The following is a 26,667-nucleotide window of genomic DNA, read 5'->3' as shown; positions in this document are numbered from 1 at the left end:
GTGTGTATGACCAATCGAATGGTTCACGTATGTCTTAGAAGCAGCGTAGCGCTCTTCCTGTGCGCCGTCCTGTCGCTCGGGGTCCTGTGTGCACAGGGGACCCGCGGAACGATCGGGGGTTCGGTGCACGACCAGACGGAGGCCGTGGTCCCGAACGCGACGATCCAGCTGATCGACCGCGACAAGGCCATGACGGTCCAGACCGTGATCTCGAACGATAACGGGGATTATCGGTTCCTCGAGGTCGAGCCGTCCGTCTACGAGATCATCGCGGTGGCTCCCGGGTTTTCCGAGACCCGGATGCGCAACGTGAAGCTCGAGCCCAACCGCTCCCTGGTGATTCCCATCAAGCTCAGCGTCGCCGGCATGGCGCAGGTGATCACCGTCAGCGGCGCCCAGGTGCTGATCGAGACCGAGAGCGCCACGCTCGGCACGACGGTGGAGAACACCCGCCTCGAGGGGCTGCCGCTCGACGGCCGCAACGTGCTCGACCTGGCTTTCCTCCAGCCCGGGGTGGCTCCTTCGAACAACCCCAACCTCAGCACCTTCGGGCAGGGGCTGGGGATGAGCGTCAACGGCGGCCGGGGGGTGGAAAACAACGTCATGCTCGACGGGTCGAACAACAACGAGGTCGCCGTGGGCGGATCGACCGGGGCCCAGCCGCGCCCCGACGCCCTGCAGGAGTTCCGCATCCTCTCCTCGAACTTCGAGGCCGAGTTCGGCCGCAACTCCGGCTCCATCATCAACGTGGTCACCAAGAGCGGGACCAACGAGTACCACGGGAACGTGCGCGGCTTCTGGCGCCCGACGGTGCTGTCGTCCAAGAGATACTTCGACGAGGAACGCCGCAGGTTCGAGCGCAAGGATATCGGCGGCAATTTCGGCGGTCCGGTCTGGCTCCCCGGCATCTACAACGGGAAGAACCGCACCTTCTTCTTCGTCGATTACGAGATGCGGCGCCAGTTGATCGGTGACACCCGGGTCGTCACCGGGCTCCCCAGCCAGGCGGAGCGGCAGGGCGATTTCAGCGGGCTGGGCTACGACCTGATCGACCCGGCCACGGGAGAGCCCTTTCCCGGGAACGAGATCCCGTCCAACCGCATCTCCCCCATCGCGCAGTACTACCTGGACTTTTTCCCCGTCGGGGACGAAACCGGGAGCGCCAGCGTGGGGGCCAACGAGATCACCGACAACACCTACGTGACCTTCCGGATCGATCACCAGATCTCCAACAAGAACATGCTGAGCTTCAGCTCGAACATCTATGATTCGAGCGTGGAATCCCCCTTCGCCTTCGGCGGGGCCGACGTGCCCGGGTTCCCGGCGGCGGACAAGCGCCGCACGACCAATTACATCGTGCGCGACACCCATTTCTTCGGCCCCAACGTGGCCAACTCGCTCCTGCTGGCCTACGCCCGGAACAACCAGCCCGGGGTGGCGCCGGTGAACACCGATTCCCCGGCCGACATCGGTTTCGAGGCCGATTTCGTGGTGGACCCGGCCCTGGCCGGCCCCCCGTACATCTGGCTCTATGAAAGGAACCTCTTCCTGGGCAACTCCATCCAGGGGCCCCAGACCCGCGTGACCGAGAACTTCCAGATCCAGGAGGGACTCAGCTGGACGAAGGGGAACCACCGCTTCAAATTCGGGTTCGACGGGACCAAGTATCGGGGCGATCAGCTCTTCATGTTCATCAACCAGGGGATCCTGGCCTTCTCGAGCGAGTGGGGCGGGAACTCGACCGGCGACGACCTTGCCGATTTCATGATCGGCACCTCCACGGCGTGGCAGCAGTACGGGTCGAACGGGCTGCGCGATTTCCGCCAGCACATCGTCTCGTTCTTCGCCCAGGATACCTGGAAGATGGCCCGGGGGCTGACCCTGAACCTCGGCCTGCGCTACGAGTACAGCTCCCCCATCACCGACAAGTACGACCGGATGACGTTCTACCGGCCCGGGGTGACCTCGGAGCTGCTGGCTTCGGGAGAGCTGACCCAGATGGACGGCACCCCCATCATCCTCCCGGAAGGGGGGACGGCGCCGAACGGCCTCGTGTACATCGGCGACCCCGATCCGGTGCTGGGCGGGACGGTGCCGCGCGGCGGCGTCAACCGCGACATGAACAACTGGGCCCCCCGCTTCGGCCTGGCCTACACGCCGAAAGCGACCGATGGTCTGCTGGGACGCCTGTTCGGGGATGAGAAGACCGTCATCCGGACCGGCTTCGGGATCTACTACGGCGCCATCATCGGCGACACCGCGCTGCAGCAGTTGACGGCCACCGGCTACAGCAAGTCGGAAGCCTACTACGAGCCGTCGAGCGGGACGCTGGCCGACCCGTTCGCGCCCGATCCCTACCCGGAATACGGTTCCGGCTACTACGTCGAGGAGCCCGATCTCCCGGCCCTGCCGAACCCGTTCGCCAACATGACCGGGCCGGTCGAGGTCGCCGCGCCGCTCAGCCAGTTCGCGCGGCCGATCGACCCGAAGATCCGGACTCCCTACACCTACCAGTACAACCTGACGATCGAGCGCAAGCTCTGGGACAACTACCTCATGAGCCTGAGCTACGTGGGGAACCGGGGGGTGAAGCTCTACGCCGAGCGGCAGATCAACTACGCCTACGGCACCTTCATCCCGGCGCCCGCAGGGCTCGATATCCCCACCCCGACCACCAGCAGCTCCAACACCAACGCCCGGCGGGTCAACACCGACATCCGGCTGGGCCTGGACGAGTTCGCCTCGATCGGGTACTCCAACTACAACGCCTTCGAGGCCCAGCTGCAGAAGACCTACGGCGGGGGGATCACGTTCCAGCTCGCCTACACCTTCTCGAAGTCGATCTCGGACGCCGACAACTCCAGGGACAACCTGGATATCGTGGATCGCCGGATCACCCGCGGCCTCTCCTCCCAGGACGTTCCGCACCGCTTCGTGGGGAGCTGGATTTACGAGCTTCCGTTCGCGAAGAACCTCGGCACCCCGCTCCGGCGGGTCCTGGACGGCTGGAGCATCGGCGGGATCGTGACCTTCCAGTCCGGCACCCCGTTCTCGGTGAACAACCTGGGGAACACGGACGGGACCGGGGGCGCGGTGGTTTCCTACGCCGACCTGGGGGATTCGTTCGAGCAGGTGGACCCCCGCGCCAATGACAACCGGGCCTTCAACGAGGATGCCTTCGAGGCCTTCACCGTCGCCGACATCGCGACCGATTACCGGCGCGGCACCTCCCGGCGCAACCAGTTCCGGCTGCACAACGGGATCAACAACTGGGACCTCATCATCAGCAAGAAGACCCAGCTCTGGAACGAGACCTCGGGGCTGGAACTCCGGTTCGAGATGTTCAACGCCTTCAACCACGCGCAGTTCTCGAAGGCCGATCTGAACGTCGCAAACAAGGCGAGGGGGTCTTTCGGCAAATTCACCGACACGCGGGAATCGCGCGTGATCCAGCTGGGCGCCCGCATCAGCTTCTAGCCTGTCCCGTTCCGCGGCGCGCCGGACAGCCCCGGCGCGCCGCGGAACCCTTTTTCCCCTCCTCCTCTCCAGCGCCGCAAGGCCGTTCCCCCGGACTCACCGATGGTCCTTCCTGATCGCGCCAGGAAAACCGTGTCCGGAGGCCTGCCGGGTCAGCGGGAGAGGACGGTCAGACCTTCGGCCGCAGCGGCGTCGTCGAGCTTCTGGTCGAAGGAGGAAGAGGCGACGGCAAAGGCGAAGTGCTTCCAGTCGTCGGGGAAGGGTTCCGGGAGCAGATCGTACGGGGCGCGGGGCGGATGCGGTCTAGAACCCGTCCAGGACCGCGAGTCCCTTTTCGCGCACGATCCGGCGGCCGTGCTCGACGTCCTGCACCTTGAAGATGACGACGGCCTTGCCTCGGTCCCCCTCGAGCGAGGCGTAGAGGTATTCGATATTGACCTCGGTCTCCTGGAAGAGCTCCATGACCCGGGCCAGGGCGCCCGGGACGTCGGGGATCTCCACGGCCAGCACGTCCGTCATCCGGGCGGTGAAGCCGGCGTCGACGAGCGCCTTCATGGCGGCCTCCGGCCGGTCGACGATGACGCGGAGGATGCCGAAGTCGGCGGTGTCGGCGATGGAGATGGCGCGGATGCTGGCCCCCGCGTCGGCCATGGTGCGGGTGACCTTGGCCAGCCGTCCCGCGTTGTTTTCCAGAAACACCGATATCTGCTTGATCTCCACGATTGCCTCCTCCTCCCCGGCCGCCCGGCCGCTAGAGTGTACGCTTGTCCACGACCCGTTTCGCCTTCCCGACCGAGCGTTCGATCGTTTTCGGCTCCACGAGCTTGACCTTCATCATCACGCCCAGGGTCGATTTCATCACCCCCTCGATCCGGGTCCGCAGGGTTTCCAGGGTCCGGGTCTCGTCCGAGAAGAGCTCCTTCTTCACCTCCACCTGCAGTTCCACCTCGTCGAGGTGGGTGGGGCCGCGGTCGACGACGATGAGGTAGTGGGGGTCGGTCCCCTCGATCTCGATCAGGGCGTGCTCGATCTGGCTCGGGAAGATGTTGACCCCGCGGATGATGAGCATGTCGTCGGTGCGCCCGAACAGGCGGTTCATCCGCACCGTGGTCCGCCCGCACGAGCAGCGCCCGCGCCGCAGGAAGGTGATGTCGCGCGTCCTGTAGCGCACCAGGGGCGTCCCTTCCTTCACCAGGGTGGTGAAGACCAGTTCCCCCTTTTCCCCGTCGGGCCGCACCGCGCCCGTTTCGGGATCGATGACCTCGGGGTAGAAGAGGTCCTCGTTGATGTGCAACCCGTCCTTGGCCTCGCATTCGAAGGCCACGCCGGGGCCGGTGATCTCGGTGAGGCCGTAGATGTCGAAGGCGTCGATCCCCCACTTCTCCTCGATCTCGCGCCGCATGTTCTCGCTCCACGGTTCGGCGCCGAAACAGCCCGCCCGGAGCCCCAGGGCCCTCGGGTCGTAACCGGCCTCGGCCGCCTCCTCGGCCATGAAGAGGGCGTAGGACGGGGTCGAGGCGAGGATGGTGGAGCCGAAGTTCTGCATCACCATCAGCTGCTTCCGGGTGTTTCCCGAGGACATGGGGATGATGTTGGCCCCCAGGCGCTTGGCCCCGTAGTGGACGCCGATCCCCCCGGTGAAGAGGCCGTAGCCGTAGCAGTTCTGGACCGTGTCGTTGCGGGTGGCCCCGGCGCCGGCCAGGGTGCGGGCCATCGCCTCCTCCCAGTTCTCCACGTCGCGGCGGGTGTAGGCGTCGACGACGGGGATGCCCGTGGTCCCCGAGGACATGTGGATCTCCTCGATCTCCGCCCGGGGGGAGCAGAGGAGGCCGTAGGGGAAGGTCTCGCGCAGGTCGTCCTTGGTGGTGAAGGGGAGGCGCGCAAGATCGGCGAGCGAGCGGAGGTCGCGCGGGCGGACCCCCGCCCCGTCCATCCTCGCCCGGGTGAAGGGGAGGGAGTGGTAGAGCCGGTCCACCAGGTTCTTGAGCCGGGCGAACTGCAGGGTCTCCCGCGCCGTCGGCTCCATCGCCTCGTATTCGGGATTGAAAATCATGACCGTCCTCGATGACTGCGGTTACACATCCCTGGGGCGCAGGTCCACGACCCGTCTGGCTTTCCCCTCGGCGACCGGGAGGCTCCCGCTCTCGACGAGCTCCACCCTCGGGTTGATCGATATGGAGGCCTGCAGGGCGTGCCGGATCCTTTCCCTGAGCGCGTTGAGCGGGCGGGCGTCGTCCCGGAAGATCTCGGGCCCCATTTCGGTTCTGACCGTCAGCCGGTCCAGGGCCCCCTCTTTCTCCACCTGGATGAGGTAGTTGTTGCCCACCTCCCGGATCGACATGATCACCTCTTCGATCTGGCTCGGGAAGACGTTGACCCCGTTGATGATGAGCATGTCGTCGGTGCGCCCCTTGATGCGGCGGATGCGCCGGTGGGTGCGCCCGCACGCGCACGGCTCGGTGTAGAACGCCGTCAGGTCGCGGGTGCGGTAGCGCAGGATGACGGAGGCCTCGCGGCAGAGGATGGTCAGGACCAGCTCCCCCACGGTTCCGTCCGGCACCGGCTCGAGGGTTTCGGGGTCGACGATCTCGGCGATGTAGCCGTCCTCCCACAGGTGCATCCCGTCCTTGGCCTGGCATTCGAAGGCGACGCCGGGGCCGTTCATCTCCGAGAGGCCGTAGGAGTTGTAGACGTCGATGTCGAGCAGGGCCTCGATCCGGCGCCGCGTGTCTTCGGAATAGGGCTCGGCGCCCGCGAACGCCTTGCGCAGCTGCAGGCCGGCGCGGTCGACCCCCTCCTCGATCATTTTGGACTGCACGTGGAGCAGGAAGCTGGGGGTTGCGTGGACCACGGTGGTGCCGTGGTCGCGCATCATCCGGAACTGCCGGGGGGTGTTGCCGGCGCCGGCGGGGATGACGAGCATGCCTACCTCCTCGGCGCCGTAGTGAAGCCCCAGGCCGCCGGTGAAGAGGCCGTAGGGGATCATGTTCTGGAACACGTCCGCGCGGGTGCAGCCGGAGGCGAAGATGGAGCGGGCCATGTAAGAGGCCCAGCGGGAGATGTCCTTCCGGGTGAAATAGATGGTGGTGGGGACGCCCGTCGTGCCGCTCGAGGCGTGCAGCCGCACGACCTCCTCCTTGGGCGCGGCCAGCATCCCGTAGGGGAAGGACTCCCGCAGATCGTGTTTGGTCGTGAAGGGGAGCCGCCGGAGGTCGTCCAGGGAGCGGATGTCGCCGCTGTCGTGGATGCCGGCCGCGGCGAGCCTGGGGGCGTTGTAGGGGGTTCCCAGCGCCCGGGCCACGGCCGCCCGCAGGGCGCCCAGCTGCAGGGATTCGAGTTCCGCCCTGGGCATGGTTTCCGTCTTTTCATCCCAATACTGGTAACGCATCGCTTCCCTCTCCTCCACCGCCGGCGCGCGGACGCCGGCCGGCCCGGCCCCATGCCGGGTTCCGAATTTTGCGGTTGAAGGGTAACACCCCGGGGCCCCGGCTTCCAGCCTCACTCCATGACCAGCTCGAGGCGGACGCCGCGGCGCGCTCCGAGCGGCAGGCGCACGATCTGCGAGGCGGCGTCGTATTCGAAGGGGACGGCGCGGCCGTCGAGTGTCGCGGCCGCGGGTTTGCCCGGGCACCTGAGGGCTATGGAGGCATCGGCCTCGAGCGGTTCGGAGCGGAAGGTGACGCGGCCGTTTTCATGACCCAGCTCCATCCTTTTTTCGCGGTCGCCGTCGGCGTAATCCACGTAGGTGAATCGGGTCCCGGACCCGGGTACGCCGGCCCAGGCGTGGATTTCGAGTTTGCCGGCGTCTTCGAGCTCCCCGCGCCAGCGGCGCGAGCTGCCGCGGAAGATATCGCCCGTGACGTAGATGGAGTTCTGCCGGACGAAGACGGGGATCACCTCGAGCGGGACCTCGAGCGTGATCGTCCTCCCCCCGGCAATGGTTTTCGCGGGGTCGCCCAGGGCGTACCAGCCGCCCCGCGGGAGGTAGATGTCGCGCCGGGTTCCCGGTTCGAAGACGGGCGCCACCAGCAGGGCGCCGCCGAAGAGGTATTCGTCCCAGACGCCGTAGGTGTTTGGGTCCTCCGGCCAGGCGTAGGCCAGCGGCTGCATCAGGACGCCGTCCCTGTAGGAGGTGTTGGCGCGGGAGTAGATGGTGGGGAGGAGGCGCATCCGCTCTTCGCACGCGCGGCGGAAGACCTCCTGCAGCCGGGCGGAGTATTTCCAGGGGGGGCGGTCCTCCCCGCTGCCGCCGGCGCCGTCGAGCTTGACCTCGAACAGGCCGTTATAGGCGCTCCACCGGATCCAGCGCAGGTAGAGCTCCTCCGGGATCCTCCCCTCCCCCAGGTAGCCCCCGGTGTCGTTCCCCCACACGGGAAAGCCCTGGAAGGCCGCGCGCATGGCGTTGGCCTGGTTGCCCGCCATCCCCATCCAGTTCGAGCGGCTGTCCCCGCCCCAGAGGGCGCTGAGGAAGGGCTGGGTGCGGTGGATGGCCGCGCGGGCGTAGTTGAAATGGTCGCTCCCGTGCGCCCGGGTGAGGAAGTCGTGGACGGTTTTGGCGTAGAGGTAGACGTACCGGTTGCGCGCGGCCGATTCCGGCACCGGTTCGTGCCACTGGGCCGTCAGCGGGAAGGTTTCGTCCGCGCGGTCCATCTTGTGCCCCCGGACGCCCACGGAGTACTGCTCCGCGGCCAGGCGGCGCTCGAATTCCGCCAGGGCGCCGGGGTGGGTCAGGTCCATGTAGTTCTTCGGCCCGGGGAGGAGGCCGGGGAAATCGGGGTCGGTGAAGGTCATGGGCGCGACCCAGGTCAGGAGCTCCATCCCGAAGGTTTCCCTGATGGTGCGGGTCCACTCCGACGGGCGGGCGAATTTTTCGCTGAAATTCATCCGCGACCACTCGTGCCCGCCGTCGCTGTAGGGGCGGTCGATCATGCAGGCCGTGAGCGGGATCCGGAGTTCCGAGAAGCGGCCGAGGTCGTCGAGGAGCTCGGCGCTCGAACGGTTCAGGTCGCGCCAGACGACGGGGCCGCAGGCCCAGATCGGGACGCGCTTGGGCCTGCCGATCACCCCGAAATATTTCGAGTGGATCTCGCCGCCGTCGGCGCCGAAGAAGAGGTACCAGTCGAGCGCGTCCGCCTGGTGGTAGATCTCCGTGACCCCCCCGACCCCCAGCCGGTAGCGGCCGCGGCCGAAGGTGTCGAAGAAGCTCCCGTACCCGCCGCTCGTCATGAAGAAGGCGGAGCAGGCCGAGGCGTAGTTTTCGGCGTAGTCGCGCTCCCCCTCGGCGTAGACGTCGACGTCGACCGTCTCCCCGCGCAGGTCGGGCGTCGGGGCGTTGTGCGGGTAGAGCTTCTCGATCAGGCCGAAGTAGTGTTCGCCGCGGTCCCTGATCCTGATGGTGACGTGGCGCAGGGCGTCGTGGCGCGCCGAAAAGTGAAGCGTGCCGTCGGCACAGGTCACCGTCAGCGGGAGTTCCCGGGGGAAGTCGGCTCGGAAGCCGTCGGTGGAGCCGAAGGAGAGGGTGAGGCGGAGGGCGTCGCCGTCGGCGCCGGTGACCGTGACGCGCTCCGGCTCGACGAAGTTGAAGGCAAAGGAGGCGATCTCGACCCGCGCGCCCCGCGCGTGCCGGATTTCGAGCGCTTCGCCCCGCAGCCGGACGCTGACGTCCCCCTTTTCCCAGACCGGGCGGGGCTGGGCCGGCTCGAGCGCGCCGGCCAGCAGGGCGATCCACACAACGCAGTTGATGAAGGGCATTCCGTCCCCCTGGTTTTGAATGGCGTTTTTTTTCGAACGCCCATCATAGCAACAAAGGCGCCCCGAAGCCTATTCCGAATGGTTCGACCGTCAGGGGAGGGGGTGCAGCCCTTCGTGGCGCACCGTCCACCCCTCCTCCGGGAAGCCGGGGGCGTTGCGCTCCGGGGCGCCGTCCCACCCCGCGGCCATCATGGCGACGGCCGTGAGCAGGCCGCCGTTGCCGGGCAGGTAGAGGGGGAGGCGGTCGTCCTGGTAGTTGTGGCCGCTGGGCAGGTAGCGGTTCTTGGGCGCGTCCATCATGAGGGCCTCGACGGCGAGGTCGGGGCGTCCCACCCGCGCGGCGGTCATGGCGATCAGGGCGTAATCCCACCCCCAGGTGCTCTGCCAGTCCCAGGACCGCATCACCGCCTCGAGCGTGGCCCGCATCCGGTCGCGGTCGGCGCCGGCGCCGGGGAGCATCCCGAAGGGGGCGAGCAGGGTCGGGTGGTCGCGCCGCTCGGCCGGGTGGGCGAAGGTGTCGGGCGCGCTGTCGGCGTTGCGGTAGCGGCCGCCCGCTTCGGGGAGGGGGGAGAGGCGGGCGAGCACCCGGTCCCACTTTTCTTCCCGGCCGAGCCCCAGCCGCCCGCGCCAGGTCTGGGCGGTTTCGAGGCCGAAACGCCAGTAGGCGAGCTCGAAGGCGGGGTCGAGGGTCTCTTCGGGCGGGTGGATCTCCTGGGCCGGGATCAGGGGCGGCCCCAGGACGCAGGCGGAGTCGTCGCAGCGCGCGAAATCGGCCATGAAATCGGCGGTGGCGAAGACGAGGTCCCGGTAGCGCGCGAGCGTTTCCTGCTTCGGATCGAGGCGGTAGAGGAGTTCGGCGTAGTAGACCGGGTGGGGCTGCTGCCAGACGAGGAACACTCCGACGGAGGACGGGCTTTCGCGCCCGTCGGGCGATGTCATCTTCGGCCAGCGCGCCCCCGCGTAGCCCTGGGCGGCGGCCGTGCGGCGCGCCTCGGGGAGGATCGACCGGTACCAGGGGAGGGTGCGCCCGAGCGCCTCCGGGTCCCCCCAGAGGGCGAAGTGCACGCCGTGCCACCAGTGCATCTCCAGGTGGAATTTGCCGAACCAGCTGTTGCACGTCAGGCCGGTCTCCGCCGGGGGGATCGACTGCCGGCACTGGATGGCGGTCAGGTAGCGGGACAGGACGATGCGCCGTTCGAGTTCGCGGGCGCGCGGGTCGCTGCTTTGGGACAGGTCGACGGCGCCCCCCGAGAGCCAGAAGCGGTGCCAGTGGTCCCGTGCCGCCTCGAAGGTCGCCTGCGCCGGGGGGGCGACGCCGGGGTCGGCTTTCGCGGAGAAGCGGACGCTGAATGCGAAGCTCCCCCGCCCCGCCGGCTCCAGCCCGAAAGAGTGGGGCCCGTGCTGCACGAAGCGGGCGTCGCCCGACCAGTGGATGAAGACATGGTAGCTGTCGCCGTCGAGCGTGCGCGCGAGCGCGACCGACCGGTCCCGGCGGGCGACGATCCGGGTGAAATGGCGCTCGGGTTTCCGCCAGTCGGAGGGGTCCTTCCCCCATTCGGTGCTGCCGTAGGGGAAATCGAAGCGGACGGCGATCCTGCCGCTCCCCACGAGGCCGGAGCGGACCCGGGCGCTGACCTGGTCGATGCCGGGGTGGCACGCCGTCTCCACCGCGACGGGAACCCCCGCCGCCTCGAAGGAGCTGTGGAGAATCCCGTTCCAGAGGTCGGCTTCCTGACGGATGCGGGTGATTCGCTCCAGGGGGAGGTCCCGCCCCTCGGCGTCCTCGAGGGCGAGCCCCACCCGGCCCAGGTTCAGCCGGTGCGGGTTGGCCCGCAGCCACCCCCCCGCCGGGGAATCCTGCAGCGACGCGTAAGGGACGCGCCGCCCGCCGGCGTCGAACCGCTGCACGGCGTCCGCGAGCGCGACCGGCCGGGGGGCGGGGACGGTGTGCCACCCCCACTCCGACTGCGTGGCCAGGGGGATGCCGTCCCGGTAACGGTCGGGGTAGGTCTGGAGCCCGGTGATGTCGGCGGTGAAGGCGAAGCGCCCGTTCCCCACGCTGAGGGGGGCGAGGGGGTCGGCGCGCTCGAGCACGGGATGGTGCCGGCGCACCAGCCGCTCGCGGTCGATGGCTCCCCGGGGGCCGGTGCACCCGGCGGCCGCAACCAGCAGAACGGCCCGGAGGAGAACGGAGCGCAGTCTCATGCTTTCCAGTCTACCAGAAAGGCGGAGGGTTGATGGCGGTCGCATTATGTGTCCCGGTCCGTCTCCATTACGGTTATAATGGAAGCGCCACGCCGGCTTCATCCGGCCTGGAGGGGTGCATGTTCGCGGATCCGTATGAACCCAGGATGAATCCCGTCCCATGAAGAACATATTCCGGACCGTCCCTGTCCTGAAGGGGGTGTTGTGCGCGCTGTCGGGGGTCCTGCTGGGCGCGGGGGGGTACGCCTTCTTTTACGCCGAGGGCACCTCCTACCTGTCGGACGACCCGCGCGCGTGCGTCAACTGCCACATCATGCGGGAGCAGTTCGACAGCTGGCAGAAATCGAGCCACCGGGCGGTCGCCGGGTGCGGCGACTGCCACCTCCCCGCGGATTTCGCGAACAAATGGCGGGTGAAGGCCGAAAACGGCTACCACCACTCCGTCGCCTTCACGCTCCAGGACTTTCACGAACCGATCCGCATCAAGCCCGGCAACGCCCGGGTCCTGAACGAGCGCTGCTTCGGCTGCCATCGGGATTTCGTGCACGCCATCGCCCTGCGCCGCGCGGGGGATGAAGACGACCTGTACTGCGTCCGCTGCCATGCCGGTGCGGGACACGGGCAGGGAAGCTAGAGGGATCACGCTATGAAGAGATTCACGCCGTGGGTTTTGGCCATCGTACTGGTCGCCGCCGCGACTGCGGGCGTTCTGTGGATCCTCGGCAATATCGCCGAGCGCAAGGAGGAGGCCAGGAGCTTCGTATTCCGGATCGCCGAGCTGACGGAGCAGACCGTGGACCCGGCCGAGTGGGGCAAGAACTTCCCGCGCCAGTACGAGGCCTACCTCCGCACGGCGGAGCCCACCACCACCCGGTACGGCGGCATGGGCGGCAGCGACACCCTGGCCGCCGACAAACTGGCTCAGTACCCGCAGCTCAAGACCATCTTCGCCGGCTACGCCTTCGGCGTCGATTACCGCGCGCGGCGCGGTCACGCCTACATGCTCTCCGACCAGCGCGAAACGCTGCGGGTCAAGCCCCCGTTCCGGCAGACCGGCGCCTGCCTGCATTGCCATGCGTCGAACGTGAACGCCTACCGGAAGAAGGGGCTCGAAACGGGGGCGCCGGGCAGGCTGGAGGACCCGCTGGGGAGCGAAAACGCTTACGCGCAACTGCTCGGCGGTTTTGTCGAGATCGGGAAAATGCCCTACGCGGAGGCGACCAAACTCGTCGACCAGCCGATGTCGTGCGTCGACTGCCACGACCCCGAGTCGATGGAGGTGCGGGTGACCCGTCCCGCTTTCCTGCTGGGGATCCAGGCGCTCGCGGCTTCCGGCGCCCCCGTGCCCCATCTCTCCTCCATCGAAAAATGGCGCTCCGGCAGCCGCGCTGAACCCTACGACCCCAACCGGATGGCTTCGCGGCAGGAGATGCGGTCGCTTGTCTGCGCCCAGTGCCACGTGGAGTACTACTGCGCCTCCAAGGCCGATCTCTTCTATCCCTGGAACAACGGGCTGAAGGTGGAGGATATCGAGCGCCATTACTCCGCGTACCGATTTTCCGACGGCACCCCCTTTTCAGACTGGACGCACGCGGAGAGCGGGGCCGAGGTGCTCAAGGCGCAGCACCCGGAATTCGAACTCTGGAGCCAGGGGATCCACGCCCGGAGCGGCGTCGCCTGCGCCGACTGCCACATGCCGTACCGGCGGGAAGGGGCCGTCAAGATCAGCGACCATTTCGTGCGCAGCCCCCTGCTCAACGTCAACAACGCCTGCCAGGTGTGCCACCCTTTTCCGGAAGCCGAGATCCTGGCGCGGGTCGAGACGATCCAGGACCGGAACCACGACCTGCTGATCCGGGCCGAATACGCCGTCGTCGATCTCATCCGGGGGATCAAGGGGGCGCGCGACGCGGGAGCGGGGGACGAGGCCCTGAAGGCGGCGCGCGAATTTCATCGCGGGGCCCAGTGGCGGGTCGATTTCGTCCGCTCGGAAAACTCCATGGGCTTTCATGCCCCGCAGGAGGCTGCCCGGATCCTGGGGGAGGCGATCGACCTGGCACGGAAAGGGCAGATCGAGACGCTGGGAATCGCCAAGGCCAGGCAGGAAACGATTCATGAATAAGATGCCCCGCCCGTCCCCGAGTTCTCACTCGAGCGGCGGCTGTTTCCGCCCAGTTCGCCACGGCCCGCCCGATGACAGGGCGAGGGCCGGGGAGGATACCGGGCCGGGAGCGGCGGATCGGGATTGAGTTGTCCGGATGGAAGAATAACCCTGGTCGGTCCCAGGATCCGGGAGGGGGGGAATCCCGGAGGACCCGAAACCGGCGGATGCCGGCGCGGAGCCTCCGGAACCAGAATTAAGTGGCCTACAGCTTGACTACGTTCTGAGCCTGTAATCCCTTGGGGCCCTTGGCGACATCGAACTCGATGCTGTCCCCTTCGTTGAGCGATTTGAAGCCCGTACCCTGGATCGCGCTGTGGTGGACAAAGACATCGTCCCCGGATTCGCGGCTGATGAAACCATAACCTTTTTCGTTGTTAAACCACTTAACTGTTCCTTGTTCTCTCATTGATTTTCCTAAGCAAATTTCCCCGGTTAAGGGGGTGTTGTGTACTTTAAAGGTTTCGGCAAGTCTTCCGTAAACGCTCGAGCATAAAAAAAAGCCGCTTTCCCCTCAGGAGTCTGCAGCTTATTCAAGCAACGAAATCTTACAAAAACCTGACTTGCTGACAGACTATACCTCACTTCCCCCCCAAACCATAGAAAAATCTTAAAAAAAATTGCAGGCGGCGAAAACGCCGATGGTGCGGATTCTGGCGTGGCCGGATCGATTCTGCTATGCTGGGGCAAACTTCCCGGAGGGCTTCCCGTGAGACACTGGATAGGGGCTATCGTCGCCATACCTCTGTGCGCCGCCGCGCTGGCGGGACAGGACCGGTCCGCAGGGCTGTCGGGCGGACGCGAGATCTATCATGCGGCGTGCGCCTCCTGCCACGGCGCGGATGGGCGCGGGGCGCCCGACAACGTGCGTGGTTTCGAGGCGCCGGACACCTTCCCCGATTTCACCGACTGCCAGGCCACCGCGCGCGAGTCGGACGATTTCTGGGGCGCCATCCTCCACAACGGCGGCCCGGCGCGCGGGTTTTCGGAAATCATGCCCTCCTTCCGGGAAGCGCTCTCGGCCCACCAGATCGATGAAGCGATGCTGCACCTGCGCACCTTCTGCCGCGAGCCCGCCTGGCCCCGGGGCGAAATGAACCTGCCCCGGCCGCTGGTGACGGAAAAGGCCTTTCCCGAAGACGAGATGGTGCTCGACCTCGCCTTCGGCGCCGAGGGGGACCCCGCGATCACCAGTGAGATCGTTTACGAGAAGCGCCTCGGCCCGCGGGGCCAGCTCGACTTCATCCTGCCTTTTCATTTCGAGAAGCGCGAGGGGGAGCCGTGGCGCAACGGCGTCGGCGACATGGTCGCGGGCTACAAGCACGTGCTGGCCAGCGACCTCGACCGGGGGGCGCTCCTCGCAGCCGCCGGGGAGGTCAAGCTGGCCACCGGCGACTCCGACCGCGGCCGGGGCACGGGGGTGACCGTGTTCGAGGGCTTCGCGAGTTACGCGCAGCTCCTGCCCCGGAGCGCCTTTCTCCAGCTGCAGGCCGGGGTGGAACTTCCCACCGACACGGAGTTCGCCAACCGGGCGGTCTTCTGGCGCGTCGTCGGGGGGAAGACCTTCGCCCAGGGGCTGGGGATGGGACGGCAATGGTCCCCGATGGTGGAACTGCTGGCTGACCGGGAACTGGCGTCCGGGGAGCGGGTCCACTGGGACGTGGTGCCGCAGTTTCAGGTCACCCTGAGCCGGCGCCAGCATATCCGGGCCAATCTCGGCCTGAGGGTGCCGGTCAACGATTTCGGCCCCCGGACCACCGAGGTTCTCTTTTACCTGATGTGGGACATGTTCGACGGGAGTGTGTTCGATGGGTGGAAATAGGATGGCGAAGAGAAGCCTCTGTCTGGGGGGAGCGGCGCTGTCGGCGGGAATGATCGCGGCACTGGTTTCCGGCGCCGCGGGACAGGTCGTCGCCCCGCGGTTTCAGACCTCCGACCGCTGCATGCCGTGCCACAACAACCTGTCGACACGGGGCGGGGAGGACATTTCCATGGGCCTGGCCTGGCGGCCGACCATGATGGCCAATGCGGCCCGGGACCCCTACTGGCAGGCGAGCGTCCGGCGCGAGTCGATGGAGCACCCGGGGGCGCAGGGGGGGATCGAGGACGAATGTTCGATCTGCCACATGCCGATGGCGCGCCACGAGGCGGCCGGCGCGGGGCGAAAAGGGGCGGTTTTCGCCCACCTGGGGTTCGTCCCGGGCAACCCGCAGGACGCGCTGGCGGAAGACGGGGTATCCTGCGCCCTCTGCCACCAGATCTCCAGGGACAAGCTGGGGACGCGGGAGACTTTCGTCGGCCGTTTCATCATCGGCGGACCCAGCGCCGCCGGGGAGCGCGAGATCTTCGGCCCCTACGCCCCGGAGGCGGGACACGCGAGGGTCATGGCCAGTTCCACCGGGGGCTTCCGCCCGGTGGAGTCCCCCCACCTCGGGGAGAGCGAGGCCTGCGCGAGCTGCCACACCCTGTACACCCACTCCCTTGGACCGGGTGGGGAGGACCTGGGGGAATTTCCCGAACAGGTCCCCTACGAGGAATGGGCCCACAGCGCCTACCGGAAGGTCCTGGGCTGCCAGGCGTGCCACATGCCGGCGGTGAAGGAGGAGACCGCCGTGAGCAGCGTCCTGGGGGTGCCGCGCTCCCGCGTGTCCCGGCATACCTTTCCCGGGGGTAACTTCTTCATGAACGGGATCCTGAACCGGAACCGCTACGAGCTCGGCGTGGAGGCGTCCCCGGACGAGTTCGCCGCCTCGGCGCAGAAGACGCTCGCCCAGCTCCAGTCGGAATCGGCCCGGATCGCCGTCAGCAGCCTCGAGGTCCGCTCCGGGCGCCTGGAGGCGGAGGTGGCGGTGGAAAACCTCGCCGGGCACAAGCTCCCGACCGCCTACCCGTCGCGCCGCGTCTGGCTCCACGTCACGGTGCGCGACGGCGGCAACCGGAAGGTGTTCGAATCGGGCGCCGTGGACCCCTCCGGCCGCATCCCGGACAACGACAACGACGCGGACGCCTCACGCTACGAGCCGCACTATACCGAAATCAGGAGCGCCGGGGAGGTGCAGATCTACGAGCCGATCCTGGGGGACGGCGGGGGCGCCGTGACGACGGGGCTCCTGCGGGCCGTGCGCTATCTCAAGGATAACCGCATCCTGCCCCGGGGGTTCGACAAGCAGAAGGCGGGGAAGACGATCGCCGTCGCCGGGCGCGCCCTGGAGGACCCCGATTTCACCGGGTCGGGCGACCGCGTGCGCTACTCGGTCGATCTGGGGAACGCGAAGGGGCCCTTTACGCTGGAGGCGGAACTCCTCTACCAGCCGATCGGCTTCCGCTGGGCCGTCAACCTGAAGGATTTTGACGCGGAAGAACCCCGGCGCTTCGTGCGTTACTACGAGGCCGCCGCCGGCTCCTCTTCCGCCCTTCTCGCCCGGGTGAAAATGGGGACGGACCGGAACAAAATCTTCTGAAATACGCGGATAGGTCAGCCCGACAGGTGCTCCACGAGGATCCGGAGGCCGATGGCGATCAGAATCAGGCCGCCGGCCGCCTCGACCCGTTTTCCCCAGAGGGTGCCGATCCGCCGGCCCAGCAGCATCCCCGCCACGGTGAAGGCCGCGGCCACCAGGCCGATGACGAGGGCGGGCATCAGGATGGGGCTGCCGATCATGGCCAGGGAGAGCCCCACGGCGAGCGCGTCGATGCTGGTGGCCACCGACAGAACGACCAGGTCCCACCCCCGGGTGGGGTCGCGCCGCGCGATCCTTTCCCCGGAATGGTCGAGCGCGCCCAGGAACATCCTCCCCCCGACGAAGGCCAGGAGGCCGAAGGCCACCCAGTGGTCGAAGGCCGCGATGAAGCGGTAGAGGGCGCTCCCGGCCGCCCAGCCGAGGACGGGCATCAGCGCCTGGAAGAAGCCGAAGTGAAAGGCGAGGCGGAAGACCTGGCGCCGCCGCATCGGGTCGAGGGCGAGGCCGCTCGCGACGGCCACGGCGAAGGCGTCCATCGCGAGCGCCGCGGCCAGCGCCAGGATGCTTACCCAACCCATGGGCCGCACCCCTTTCCCTTCGCACCCCGGGGGTCGCCGCTCTTCAGTCTGCGCTGCCCTCTGATCGTCATGGGATCCCGATTATAGCCGGACCGCAGCGGCGCTGTCCAAAGAATGGCGCCCGGCCCGAGACCGGTGCGGGGAGGGAGGAGTCGTGCTATGATCGCGCCTATGCCCGCGACCCTGGTCTGGTTCCGACTCGATCTGAGGCTCCACGACAACCCCGCGCTCGCCGCCGCGGCGGAGCGGGGGGACGTCGTCCCGCTCTTCATCTGGGCCCCCGGGGAGGAGGGGGAGTGGCCCCCCGGCGCCGCCAGCCGCTGGTGGCTGCACCAGTCGCTCCGCTCCCTGGAAGCTTCCCTCAAAAGGAGAGGGCTGACGCTCGTCTTCCGGCGCGGGGCGTCGCTCGGGGCGCTGCGGGGCCTCCTCCGGGAGTGCGGGGCGGACGCGGTCTTCTGGAACCGGCGCGTGGAGCCGGCTCTCAGGGAGCGGGACGACGCCGTCCGCCTGGCCCTCCTGTCGGCGGGGGTCCGGGTGGAGACGTTCAACGGCTCGACCCTGCTCGAGCCGGAACGGGTGGCGAACCGGAGCGGCAAGCCGTACCAGGTCTTCACCCCCTTCTGGAGCTCCTGCCTCTCGGCGATGCCCGATTTCGCCCCTCTGCCTGTGCCGCGCCTGCGGGCGGCGCCGAAGGCGAGCGCGGCCCCCCCGCTCGGGCTCGGGGAGCTGAAGCTCGAGCCCGCCGTCGACTGGGCCGGGGGGCTCCGTAAAGCCTGGCGGCCCGGGGAGGCGGGCGCCGCGAAAATGCTGGCCCGCTTCGTCGGCCGCCCGCTCGCGGATTACGAGACCGGCCGCGACCTCCCGGCCGTGGCCGGGACCTCGCGCCTCTCCCCCTACCTGCATTTTGGCGAGATCTCCCCGCGGCAGGTGTGGGCCGCCTGCTCGGGCAGGCGCACCCCGGCCGCGCGCGCCTTCCTGCGCCAGCTCGGGTGGCGCGAATTCGCCCACCACCTGCTGCAGCACTTTCCTCACACCGCGTCGGAGCCTCTGCGGGCCCGGTTCGCGCACTTCCCCTGGCGCCACGATCCCCGCCTGTTCCGTGCCTGGCGGCGGGGGCGGACGGGCTTCCCGATCGTGGACGCGGGGATGCGGGAGCTGTGGGCCACCGGGTGGATGCACAACCGGGCGCGGATGATCGCCGGCTCCCTGCTGGTGAAGGACCTGCTCTCCCCCTGGACGGAGGGGGCCCGCTGGTTCTGGGACACGCTGGTGGACGCGGACCTGGCCAACAACACCCTGGGGTGGCAGTGGGTGGCCGGCTGCGGCGCCGACGCCGCCCCCTATTTCCGCATCTTCAACCCCGCGCTGCAGGCCGGGAAGTTCGATCCGGGCGGGGAGTACGCCGCGCGCTGGATCCCCGAACTCGGCACGGCGGAGTACCCGGACCCGGTGGTCTCCCACGCCGAGGCGGCGGAGCGGGCCTTGTCGGCCTACGCCTCCCTCCGGAAGGGGTGACCTCGGCTATTTCCCGGAGCTTGTCAGCACCAGCTTGCCGTGCTTGACCCCCCGGAGGCTCAGCAGCCGGTCGGAGAACTTCTTCACGTCCATCCCCCGCCCCTTGAAAATGATGACCTCCAGGCAGTTGTGGTGGTCGAGGTGTACGTGGGTGGTCGCCAGCACCTGCCCGGTGTAGTCGTGCTGCGCCTCGATCAGCTGCTCGGACAGCTTCGGCTGGTGGTGGTCGTACACCAGCGTCAGGGTCCCCACCACCTCCCGGTTGGAGGCCACCTCCTCCTGCACGAAGTGGTCGCGCACCAGGTCCCGGATCGCCTCCGACCGGTTCTGGTACCCCTTCTGTTCGATCAGCCGGTCGAATCTTTCGAGCAGCTCCTTTTCCAGCGAGATCCCCGTGCGTATCAGCGAGGACATAGGCTGCGGTTCCCCCCTTCATGGATGTCGACCCCCGCATTTTACCTCAAAAGCGCGCGGAGCGGGGGCACGTCCTCCCCTGAGGGGTCGATGCGGGAGAGACCGTAGCACGAATGCGGAAGGCGTAATAACCGGGTCCATAAAAACGGGGCCCGGCGGAGTTCGGGCTTGTGGCCCGGGGCATAGTCTGCTAGTGTTACGAATCAGCCAAAAGTAATACTATTTCGGGAAGGAGAGTGACCATGCGCGGTGGCGGGGTTTTGTCGGTTGCGGCGGTCTGGCTCTGCCTCGGGTGCGGGTTCGGGGCGGACTACGAACTCCGGGTCCTCGACGGCGGGGGCGCGGCGGTGCCGCGGGCGACCGTGGAAATCGTGGGCCGCGCGAACGGCGCGGGAGACGGCGCCTTTTCCCCCCTGATGACTGACGCGGAAGGGAGGGCGCGATTGTCCCTGGAGCCCCCGGCCGCGGTGCGGGTCCGGGCGGCTGGGTTCGAGCCCCTCACGCGCAGGGTGGGTGCCGACTCCGGGACGGAGATCGCCGTGCGGCTGGTCCCGGCGATCCTCAGCACCACGGTGGAGGTGACGGTCAGGGAGGATGCCGTCCTCGAGGGCACGGTTTCGAGCAGCGCCCTGGAGATCGACCGCAGCGGCGCCCGGACGGTCTACGACGCGATCGACCGCCTGATCCCGAGCGCCCACGTTCCCGGCCGCGGCGTGCTGGGGCACGGGCTCGGCATCTCGAATTCCATCGCCCTGCGGGGGCTCGGCGGGTCGCCGACGACCCAGCTGCTGGTGGTCATCGACGGGCGCCCCGAGGTCATGGGGCTGATGGGGCACCCGATCCCCGATTTCTACTCCCTGACCGAGGTGGGGAGCGTCAGCGTCACCGCGGGGCCGGCATCGGTCCTGTACGGCAACCGCGCCATGGGGGGAGCCGTCGAGATCAAACCCGCGCCCCCCGCCCCCGGGTTCCACACCGAGCTGAGCGTCGGCCTCGGTTCCTACTGGACGGGGCAGGACCGGCTCCGCCACAGCGGGGAGCTGGGGCGTTTCCGCTACGGCCTGGCCGGGGGGATCGACCATACCAACGGCCACCGGGACGACGCCTCGTTCCGCAACCAGGACGGCGCGCTCAACCTGTCCTACGACCTCGGCCCGGCGTGGCAGGCGTCGCTCGAGGGGCGCTACGGCCACTTCAACACCGAGGATCCCGGCCCCGTCGCCGCCCCGACCCCCGGGAACTGGTCGCGGGTGGGGAGGGGGGGGTACGGCGCCGCCCTGCACAACCGCACCGAGCGGGCCTGGGGCACCTTCCGTTTCTTCTCGAGCCACGGCCACCACATGCTGTACGACGGTTTCCGTTCCGTCGACAGCAACACCGGCTTCAGGGTCATGGAGACCGTCGTCCCGGTCGCGGGGCTGGAACTCGACCTGGGGGGGGACGCCGCCCGCTACGGGGGGAGGGCGCGGAACATCCTATCGGCGTTCGATTACGGCGAGTTCCACGTCAGCGAGGGGGGGGTGTTCACGCGCGCGCGCTGGGAGGCGACGGGGCGGCTCAGGCTGAACGCCGGGGTCCGTCACGACCGCAACTCCGTCTTCGGCGGGGTGACGGCGGCGGAATTCGGCGCGAGTTACCGCCTGACGGACCGGTACGCGGTTTCCTTCGCCGCCGGGAGGGGGTTCCGCAACCCCACCATCCGGGAACTCTACCTCTTCCCGGCCCCCACCCCGACCCTTCGGCCCGAACATCTCTGGAACTACCAGGCGACGCTGCAGCTGCAGCCGGTGGAGCGGTTGACCGCCCGGGTCACCGGGTACTATACCGACGCCGACAACATGATCGTCACCACCGGCCGCTATCCCAACCTGAGGCTCGAAAACAGCGGGCGCACCCTCAACCGCGGCCTGGAAATCCAGGGCCGTTACCGCCTCGTGCGGCGGGTGCAGCTCTCCTCGGGCTATGCCTGGCTCCGTTCCACGAACCTGGCCCCCTACGTGCCGGAGCACAAATGGAACTATGCTTTGGATATCGATGCGAAATATGCTTTCATCACGCTCAGCGGCAGCACCGTGGGGCGGACGTGGGCCAATACGGCCAGGACGGCGCGCCTCGGCGGCTACAGCGTGGCCGGGCTCAAATGCGTCGTCCCCGCCGGGGAGCACTGGAGCTTCTTCGCCGCGGTCGACAACGCCCTGGACCGGGAGTACCAGGAACTGGCGGGTTATCCCATGCCGGGAGTCCATGCCAGCGGCGGGTTCAAGGTAAGATTCTGATGACGAGGCGGAGGGATCGGATGTCCGGAAGAGCGTTGGCGCTGCTGACCGCGCTCTGCGTCCTGGCTGCGGCCTCCGGTTGCCGGAGGGAAGCCCCGAACCCCTCCCGGATCGACATCCTGACCTCCGACACGCTCCTGGCGGGCATGACCGCCGCGCTGCTTTCCCCGGAGGAGGCGCACGTCAGCTCCATTCTCCCCCCGGCCCAGTGTCCCGGGCACTACGACGTCAAGCTGTCGGACATCGGGCGGGTCCGCGCGGCCGCCCTCGTCATCTCCATGCGCGGGCTCCCCTTCATGGAGAAGGTGGAGGCGGAGCGGGGCAAGCTCCTGGTCATGGACGACGGGGGGCGCAGCTGGATGGTGCCGGAGGAGCATATCCGGGGGCTCGGGCTCCTCGGCGGGGAGCTCGCGCACCGCTTCCCCCGTGAGCGCGCCCGGATCGAGCGGCGCAGGCTGGCGTACGAGGGTGAGGTGGTGGCCCAGTCGAGCGTTCTCAGGGAGGAACTGGACCGGGCCGGGACGGCCGGGGTCCCCGTGATCGCCTCCTCCATGCAGGCCCAGACCCTGCGCTGGATGGGGTTCGAGGTGGTGGCCGAATACGGCCGTCCCGAAGCGATCTCGGCCCGCGACATCGTCCGGCTCTCCCGCATCGCCGCCGAGCGGCGGATCCGCATGGTGGTCGACAACCTCCAGTCCGGCCCCGACGCCGGCAGGCTCATCGCCGAAGGGGCGGGGGTGCCGCATGTCGTCCTCTCCAATTTCCCCTCCGGGGAGGGGTATCTCGCCACCCTGCGCGCGAACGTGAGCGCGGTCGTGGCGGCCCTGGGCGCCGGGCGATGAGCGCGCCCGTCATCGAAATGCGCGCCGCCTCGCTCCGCAAGGGGCGGCATCTCCTGCTCGACCGTGTCGATCTTAGCGTGTCCCGGCGGGAATTCGTGGGCATCATCGGCCCGAACGGGGCCGGCAAGACTTCGCTCCTGCGGGTGATCGCCGGGTTCGAGAGATGCGCCGGGGAGGTCCGGCTTTTCGGCCGGCCGCAGCGGGGCGACCGGGGGACGAGGGTGCGCGTCGGGTACGTGCCGCAGTCGGTCGAGATCGACCCCGCCTTCCCGATCCTGGCGGTCGAGGCGGTGATGATCGGCCTCTCGGGCCGGTTGGGCCTCTGCCGCTCCCCCTCGAAGAAAGATGGGGAGCGGGCGATGGAACTGCTCGAAATCATGCGGGTGGCCCATCTCGCGCGGCGCCCGCTCGGGCACCTGTCGGGGGGGGAGCGGCAGAAGGTGTCGATCGCGCGCGCCATCATCCAGCGCCCGGAGATCCTCCTGCTCGACGAACCGACGGCCAATCTCGACATCGCCGTCCAGAAGGAGGTCCTCGACCTCGTCGAGGAGATCCACGAAAGGGAGGCGCCGGCGGTGCTTTTCGTCACCCACGACTTCAATATGCTCCCAGGCGCGATGCGGCGCGCCGTCTTCCTGGATGGCGGCCGGATTGTCTACGACGGCGCCGTTTCCGAAGCCCTGACCGGGGAGAACCTGAGCCGGCTCTTCCGCTACCCCCTGGAGACCTTCCAGCGCGGCGGCAGGAGGTTCATTTCCCTTGGTTGAACAGCTGCTCGATTCCCTGGCCCATCTCCCGATGCAGCGTGCGCTCCTGGCCTGTCTCCTGTGCGGCCTGGGCTGCTCGCTCCTCTCGGTATTCGTCGTGCTGATGCGCATGCCGCTCGTCGGCGTGGCCATGTCCCATTCCGCCTTCGCCGGCGCCGTCATCGGGATGCTCCTCGGCCTCAACCCGACGGCCAGCGGGTTCGTCCTCTGCCTCGTCGTCGCCGGGGTGCTCGGACCGGTGTCGGACCGCACCCGGCTGCCGCCGGAGAACACCCTCAGCATCTTTTTCTCCTTCATGATGGGGCTGGCGTTTCTGGGGATCGGGATGCTGTCGAAAACGCGGGCGGGGGTGCTCGACCTGATGTGGGGCAACCTCCTCTCCCTTTCGGCGCGCGACGTGGCGCTGCTCGGGTGGACGACGCTCGCGCTCCTCCTCTTCCTCCTCCTCTTCTTCAAGGAGATCCGGGCGGTCCTTTTCAGCCGGACCCTGGCGGCCTCGAGCGGCGTCCCCGAGCGGTTCATCTATTACGCCCTCCTCTTCCTCGTCGGCGCGGTGGTCTCCGCCAACCTGTCGACCGTCGGGGGGCTGCTGATCTTCGCCCTCCTCATCCAGCCGGGCGCCACGGCGCTGCAGCTGACGTACGACCTGAAGCTCTTCTTCCTGATCTCGGCGCTGGCGGGGGTGAGCGCCTGCGTGCTCGGGCTGGCCCTGTCGTATATACTGGACCTTCCTTCCGGCGCGTCGGTGGTCATGGTGGCCACCCTGATTTTCGCGCTCTCCTACATTTTTTCGCCGAAGCGCCGGGCGGCGAAGACTGGATAGAACGGGTGTCATGAAAAGATCGGCGGAAGAGATCTACCGGGACCGGCAGCAATTTTTCAACGACAGGGCGGGGGAGTGGCTCGAGCTCTGCTACCGGGACCCGCAATCGGGCCGGTTCGACCTGCACGCGGCGGCCTTCGACCGCCTCTTCAGCCTGGTCCCGCTCCGGCCGGGGGAGCGGGTGCTCGACGCCGGTTGCGGCTCCGGGGTGCTCGTCCCCATGATCCTCGAGCGGATCGGGCCGGAAGGGCTCCTGTGGGAGCTCGATTTCGCCGAGCGGATGATCGAGGAGAACCGGCGGATGCACCCGGAGCCCAACATCCGGTTCCTGGTCGCGGACGTCGCCCGCGCCCCGCTGGAGCCGGAGTCGTTCGACACGGTCTTCTGCTTCTCCTGCTTCCCCCATTTCGATCGCAAGCCGGAGGTGGTCGGCGCCCTGGCGCGGGTCCTCCGCCCCGGCGGGAGTCTGGTGATCTCCCACTTCAATTCCGCCGAGGAGATCAACCGCCGCCACGAGTCGTGCCCCGCCGTGAGTCACGACCATCTCCCCGGACCGGAGGCGATGAAGGGGATGGTGGAGGCCGCCGGGCTCCGGCTGGACGAATTCATCGACGAGGACGGATTCTACTGCCTCCTGGCGCGAAAATAGCCCACGCCGCCCGCTGCCGCCCTTCCCGCCGTTGGCAGAACGCGCGCGGTTCTCTATAATGGCTGCCGGCGGCCCCGCCGGGTGGGCGGGAGCGTAAGCCTTTTTTCATGGGGGAAGCAGAGATGACGGAGTTTACATACCAGGAACCCTTTCCACTCGGGCCGGACGATACGCGCTACCGGTTGCTCACGAAGGACCACGTCAGCGTCGCGCGTTTCGAGGGCGAGGAGGTCCTCAAGGTGGAACCGGAGGCTCTCACCCTGCTGGCGGCCGAGGCGGTGCGCGACGTCTCCTTCCTGCTCCGGGCGGCGCACAACGAGCAGGTGGCCAGAATCCTCGCCGATCCCGAAGCTTCCCCCAACGACCGCGGCGTTGCCGTCGCCATGCTCCGAAACGCCGAGGTGTCGGCCCATTTCGAGCTCCCCTTCTGCCAGGACACGGGGACGGCCATCATCATCGGGAAGAAGGGGCAGAGGGTGTGGACCGGCTGCAACGACGCCGAATACCTTTCCCGGGGGGTCTACAAGACCTACACGGAGGAAAACCTCCGCTACAGCCAGACGATCCCCCTGGACATGTACCGGGAGGTCAACAGCGGCAACAACCTGCCGGCACAGATCGATCTCTACGCCGACGAAGGGGAGGAGTACCGCTTCCTCGTCATTACCAAGGGGGGGGGGAGCGCCAACAAGACCTACCTGTTCCAGGAGACCAAGGCGCTGCTCAACCCGGACAGCCTCGAGAAGTTCCTGACCGCGAAGATGAAGACCCTCGGCACCGCCGCGTGTCCCCCCTACCACCTGGCCTTCGTCGTCGGCGGCACCAGCGCCGAGAGCACCCTCAAGACGGTCAAACTGGCCTCGGCCGGCTACCTGGACACGCTCCCCGCCACGGGCAGCGAGGGGGGGAGGGCCTTCCGCGACCTGGAGATGGAAGCGAAGCTCCAGCGCGCGGCCGAACGGTGCGGGATCGGGGCCCAGTTCGGGGGGAAATACTTCGCCCACGACGTGAGGGTCATCCGCCTGCCGCGCCACGGCGCCTCCTGCCCCGTCGGCATGGGGGTCTCCTGCTCGGCCGACCGCAACATCAGGGCCAGGATCGACCGCGACGGGGTCTGGTTGGAGGAGCTCGACCGCAACCCGGGCCGGCTGATCCCCGACCGCTACCGCGGCCGCCACACCCACGGCGTCGTCAGGATCGACCTCGACCAGCCGATGGAGAAAATCCGCGCGGAGCTGTCGAAGCACCCGGTGGCCACCCAACTTTCGCTCGACGGGACCATCATCGTCGGGCGCGACATCGCCCACGCCAAGTTCAAGGAGCTGCTCGACGCCGGCAAGCCGCTGCCGGAGTACCTGAAGAACCACCCGATCTACTACGCCGGCCCGGCCAAGACCCCCCCGGGAAAGCCCTCCGGCTCCTTCGGCCCCACCACCGCGGGACGGATGGACTCCTACGTGGAGCTGCTGCAACAGAACGGCGGGTCGCTCGTCATGATCGCCAAGGGGAACCGGTCGCAGCAGGTGACCGACGCCTGCAAAAAATACGGCGGCTTCTATCTCGGCTCCATCGGCGGGCCGGCGGCCCTGCTGGCCGAGGAGAACATCCGGAAGGTCGAATGCCTCGACTACCCCGAGCTGGGGATGGAGGCGGTCTGGAGGATCGAGGTGGTGGATTTCCCCGCCTTCATCCTGGTGGACGACAAGGGGAACGACTTTTTCAAGTCCCTGATGTAACCGGCCCGCAGC

General features: G+C 68.1%; 20 protein-coding genes. 12 read left to right on the top strand and 8 right to left on the bottom strand.

Annotated features, from left to right (window positions below; all coding sequences use genetic code 11):
- The first annotated feature begins 6 nt into the window (after positions 1-6).
- The gene (locus GXY47_15820; protein NLV32610.1) at positions 7-3,477 is read left to right on the top strand and encodes a TonB-dependent receptor; all 3,471 of its coding nucleotides are present in this window, start codon (positions 7-9) and stop codon (positions 3,475-3,477) included.
- 303 nt (positions 3,478-3,780) lie between these two features.
- Here the strand turns inward: GXY47_15820 and GXY47_15815 are convergent, their stop codons facing one another.
- From GXY47_15815 to GXY47_15795, 5 genes are all read right to left on the bottom strand, one after another.
- Positions 3,781-4,197, bottom strand: coding sequence for an ACT domain-containing protein (locus GXY47_15815; protein NLV32609.1), 417 nt, complete (start codon positions 4,195-4,197; stop codon positions 3,781-3,783).
- A 31-nt stretch (positions 4,198-4,228) separates the two neighbouring features.
- Positions 4,229-5,530 (bottom strand): phenylacetate--CoA ligase, encoded by a 1,302-nt coding sequence (locus GXY47_15810; protein ID NLV32608.1) that lies wholly within the window; start codon positions 5,528-5,530, stop codon positions 4,229-4,231.
- Between the two features lie 21 nt (positions 5,531-5,551).
- Positions 5,552-6,865 carry a phenylacetate--CoA ligase gene (locus tag GXY47_15805; GenBank protein NLV32607.1) on the bottom strand — a complete coding sequence of 438 codons (1,314 nt, stop codon included), beginning with the start codon at positions 6,863-6,865 and terminating at the stop codon, positions 5,552-5,554.
- A 110-nt stretch (positions 6,866-6,975) separates the two neighbouring features.
- Positions 6,976-9,228 (bottom strand): glycoside hydrolase family 31 protein, encoded by a 2,253-nt coding sequence (locus tag GXY47_15800; protein ID NLV32606.1) that lies wholly within the window; start codon positions 9,226-9,228, stop codon positions 6,976-6,978.
- Between the two features lie 90 nt (positions 9,229-9,318).
- Positions 9,319-11,358: a glycoside hydrolase family 65 gene (locus GXY47_15795; protein NLV32605.1), complete on the bottom strand. Its 2,040-nt coding sequence runs from the start codon at positions 11,356-11,358 to the stop codon at positions 9,319-9,321.
- Between the two features lie 235 nt (positions 11,359-11,593).
- On the opposite strand from GXY47_15795, the gene nrfH reads away from it, so the two are divergent.
- Positions 11,594-12,067: a cytochrome c nitrite reductase small subunit gene (gene nrfH / locus GXY47_15790; GenBank protein NLV32604.1), complete on the top strand. Its 474-nt coding sequence runs from the start codon at positions 11,594-11,596 to the stop codon at positions 12,065-12,067.
- A 12-nt stretch (positions 12,068-12,079) separates the two neighbouring features.
- A complete protein-coding gene (locus GXY47_15785; GenBank protein NLV32603.1) occupies positions 12,080-13,555 on the top strand; it encodes an ammonia-forming cytochrome c nitrite reductase subunit c552 in 1,476 nt (491 codons plus the stop codon).
- A gap of 244 nt (positions 13,556-13,799) precedes the next feature.
- Here GXY47_15785 and GXY47_15780 read toward each other — a convergent pair whose 3' ends face one another.
- Positions 13,800-14,003 (bottom strand): cold shock domain-containing protein, encoded by a 204-nt coding sequence (locus GXY47_15780; protein ID NLV32602.1) that lies wholly within the window; start codon positions 14,001-14,003, stop codon positions 13,800-13,802.
- Between the two features lie 300 nt (positions 14,004-14,303).
- Here GXY47_15780 and GXY47_15775 point away from each other — a divergent pair, with 300 nt between their 5' ends.
- Together GXY47_15775 and GXY47_15770 are read left to right on the top strand one after the other, a co-directional pair.
- Entirely contained in the window at positions 14,304-15,416 is a 1,113-nt protein-coding gene (locus GXY47_15775) for a cytochrome c (GenBank protein NLV32601.1), read from the top strand.
- A 1-nt stretch (position 15,417) separates the two neighbouring features.
- Positions 15,418-17,055, top strand: coding sequence for a hypothetical protein (locus GXY47_15770; protein ID NLV32600.1), 1,638 nt, complete (start codon positions 15,418-15,420; stop codon positions 17,053-17,055).
- Positions 17,056-17,069: 14 nt separating this feature from the next.
- Here GXY47_15770 and GXY47_15765 read toward each other — a convergent pair whose 3' ends face one another.
- The gene (locus tag GXY47_15765) at positions 17,070-17,633 is read right to left on the bottom strand and encodes a manganese efflux pump (protein ID NLV32599.1); all 564 of its coding nucleotides are present in this window, start codon (positions 17,631-17,633) and stop codon (positions 17,070-17,072) included.
- A gap of 171 nt (positions 17,634-17,804) precedes the next feature.
- Here GXY47_15765 and GXY47_15760 point away from each other — a divergent pair, with 171 nt between their 5' ends.
- Entirely contained in the window at positions 17,805-19,148 is a 1,344-nt protein-coding gene (locus GXY47_15760) for a deoxyribodipyrimidine photo-lyase (GenBank protein ID NLV32598.1), read from the top strand.
- 6 nt (positions 19,149-19,154) lie between these two features.
- On the opposite strand, the gene nikR is transcribed toward GXY47_15760, so the two are convergent.
- On the bottom strand, positions 19,155-19,562 hold the full coding sequence (gene nikR, locus GXY47_15755; GenBank protein ID NLV32597.1) for a nickel-responsive transcriptional regulator NikR: 408 nt from the start codon (positions 19,560-19,562) through the stop codon (positions 19,155-19,157).
- A gap of 242 nt (positions 19,563-19,804) precedes the next feature.
- Here nikR and GXY47_15750 point away from each other — a divergent pair, with 242 nt between their 5' ends.
- The 6 genes from GXY47_15750 (at position 19,805) to GXY47_15725 (ending at position 26,655) form a co-directional block, all read left to right on the top strand.
- Positions 19,805-21,838: a TonB-dependent receptor gene (locus tag GXY47_15750; GenBank protein NLV32596.1), complete on the top strand. Its 2,034-nt coding sequence runs from the start codon at positions 19,805-19,807 to the stop codon at positions 21,836-21,838.
- 20 nt (positions 21,839-21,858) lie between these two features.
- Positions 21,859-22,680, top strand: a complete 822-nt coding sequence (locus GXY47_15745; protein ID NLV32595.1) for a zinc ABC transporter substrate-binding protein — start codon at positions 21,859-21,861, stop codon at positions 22,678-22,680.
- Positions 22,677-23,447, top strand: coding sequence for a metal ABC transporter ATP-binding protein (locus GXY47_15740; GenBank protein NLV32594.1), 771 nt, complete (start codon positions 22,677-22,679; stop codon positions 23,445-23,447). Before GXY47_15745 ends, GXY47_15740 begins: the two co-directional genes overlap by 4 nt.
- The gene (locus GXY47_15735) at positions 23,440-24,270 is read left to right on the top strand and encodes a metal ABC transporter permease (GenBank protein ID NLV32593.1); all 831 of its coding nucleotides are present in this window, start codon (positions 23,440-23,442) and stop codon (positions 24,268-24,270) included. Before GXY47_15740 ends, GXY47_15735 begins: the two co-directional genes overlap by 8 nt.
- A 10-nt stretch (positions 24,271-24,280) precedes the next feature.
- On the top strand, positions 24,281-24,919 hold the full coding sequence (locus GXY47_15730; GenBank protein ID NLV32592.1) for a class I SAM-dependent methyltransferase: 639 nt from the start codon (positions 24,281-24,283) through the stop codon (positions 24,917-24,919).
- Between the two features lie 122 nt (positions 24,920-25,041).
- Positions 25,042-26,655: a fumarate hydratase gene (locus GXY47_15725; protein ID NLV32591.1), complete on the top strand. Its 1,614-nt coding sequence runs from the start codon at positions 25,042-25,044 to the stop codon at positions 26,653-26,655.
- Positions 26,656-26,667 lie beyond the last annotated feature (12 nt).

The sequence above is a fragment of the Acidobacteriota bacterium genome, from assembly GCA_012729555.1.
Taxonomy (GTDB): Bacteria; Acidobacteriota; UBA6911; order UBA6911; family UBA6911; genus UBA6911.
Note: the sequence above shows the minus strand (reverse complement) of the source record. Positions and strands in the feature narration are given on the sequence as shown.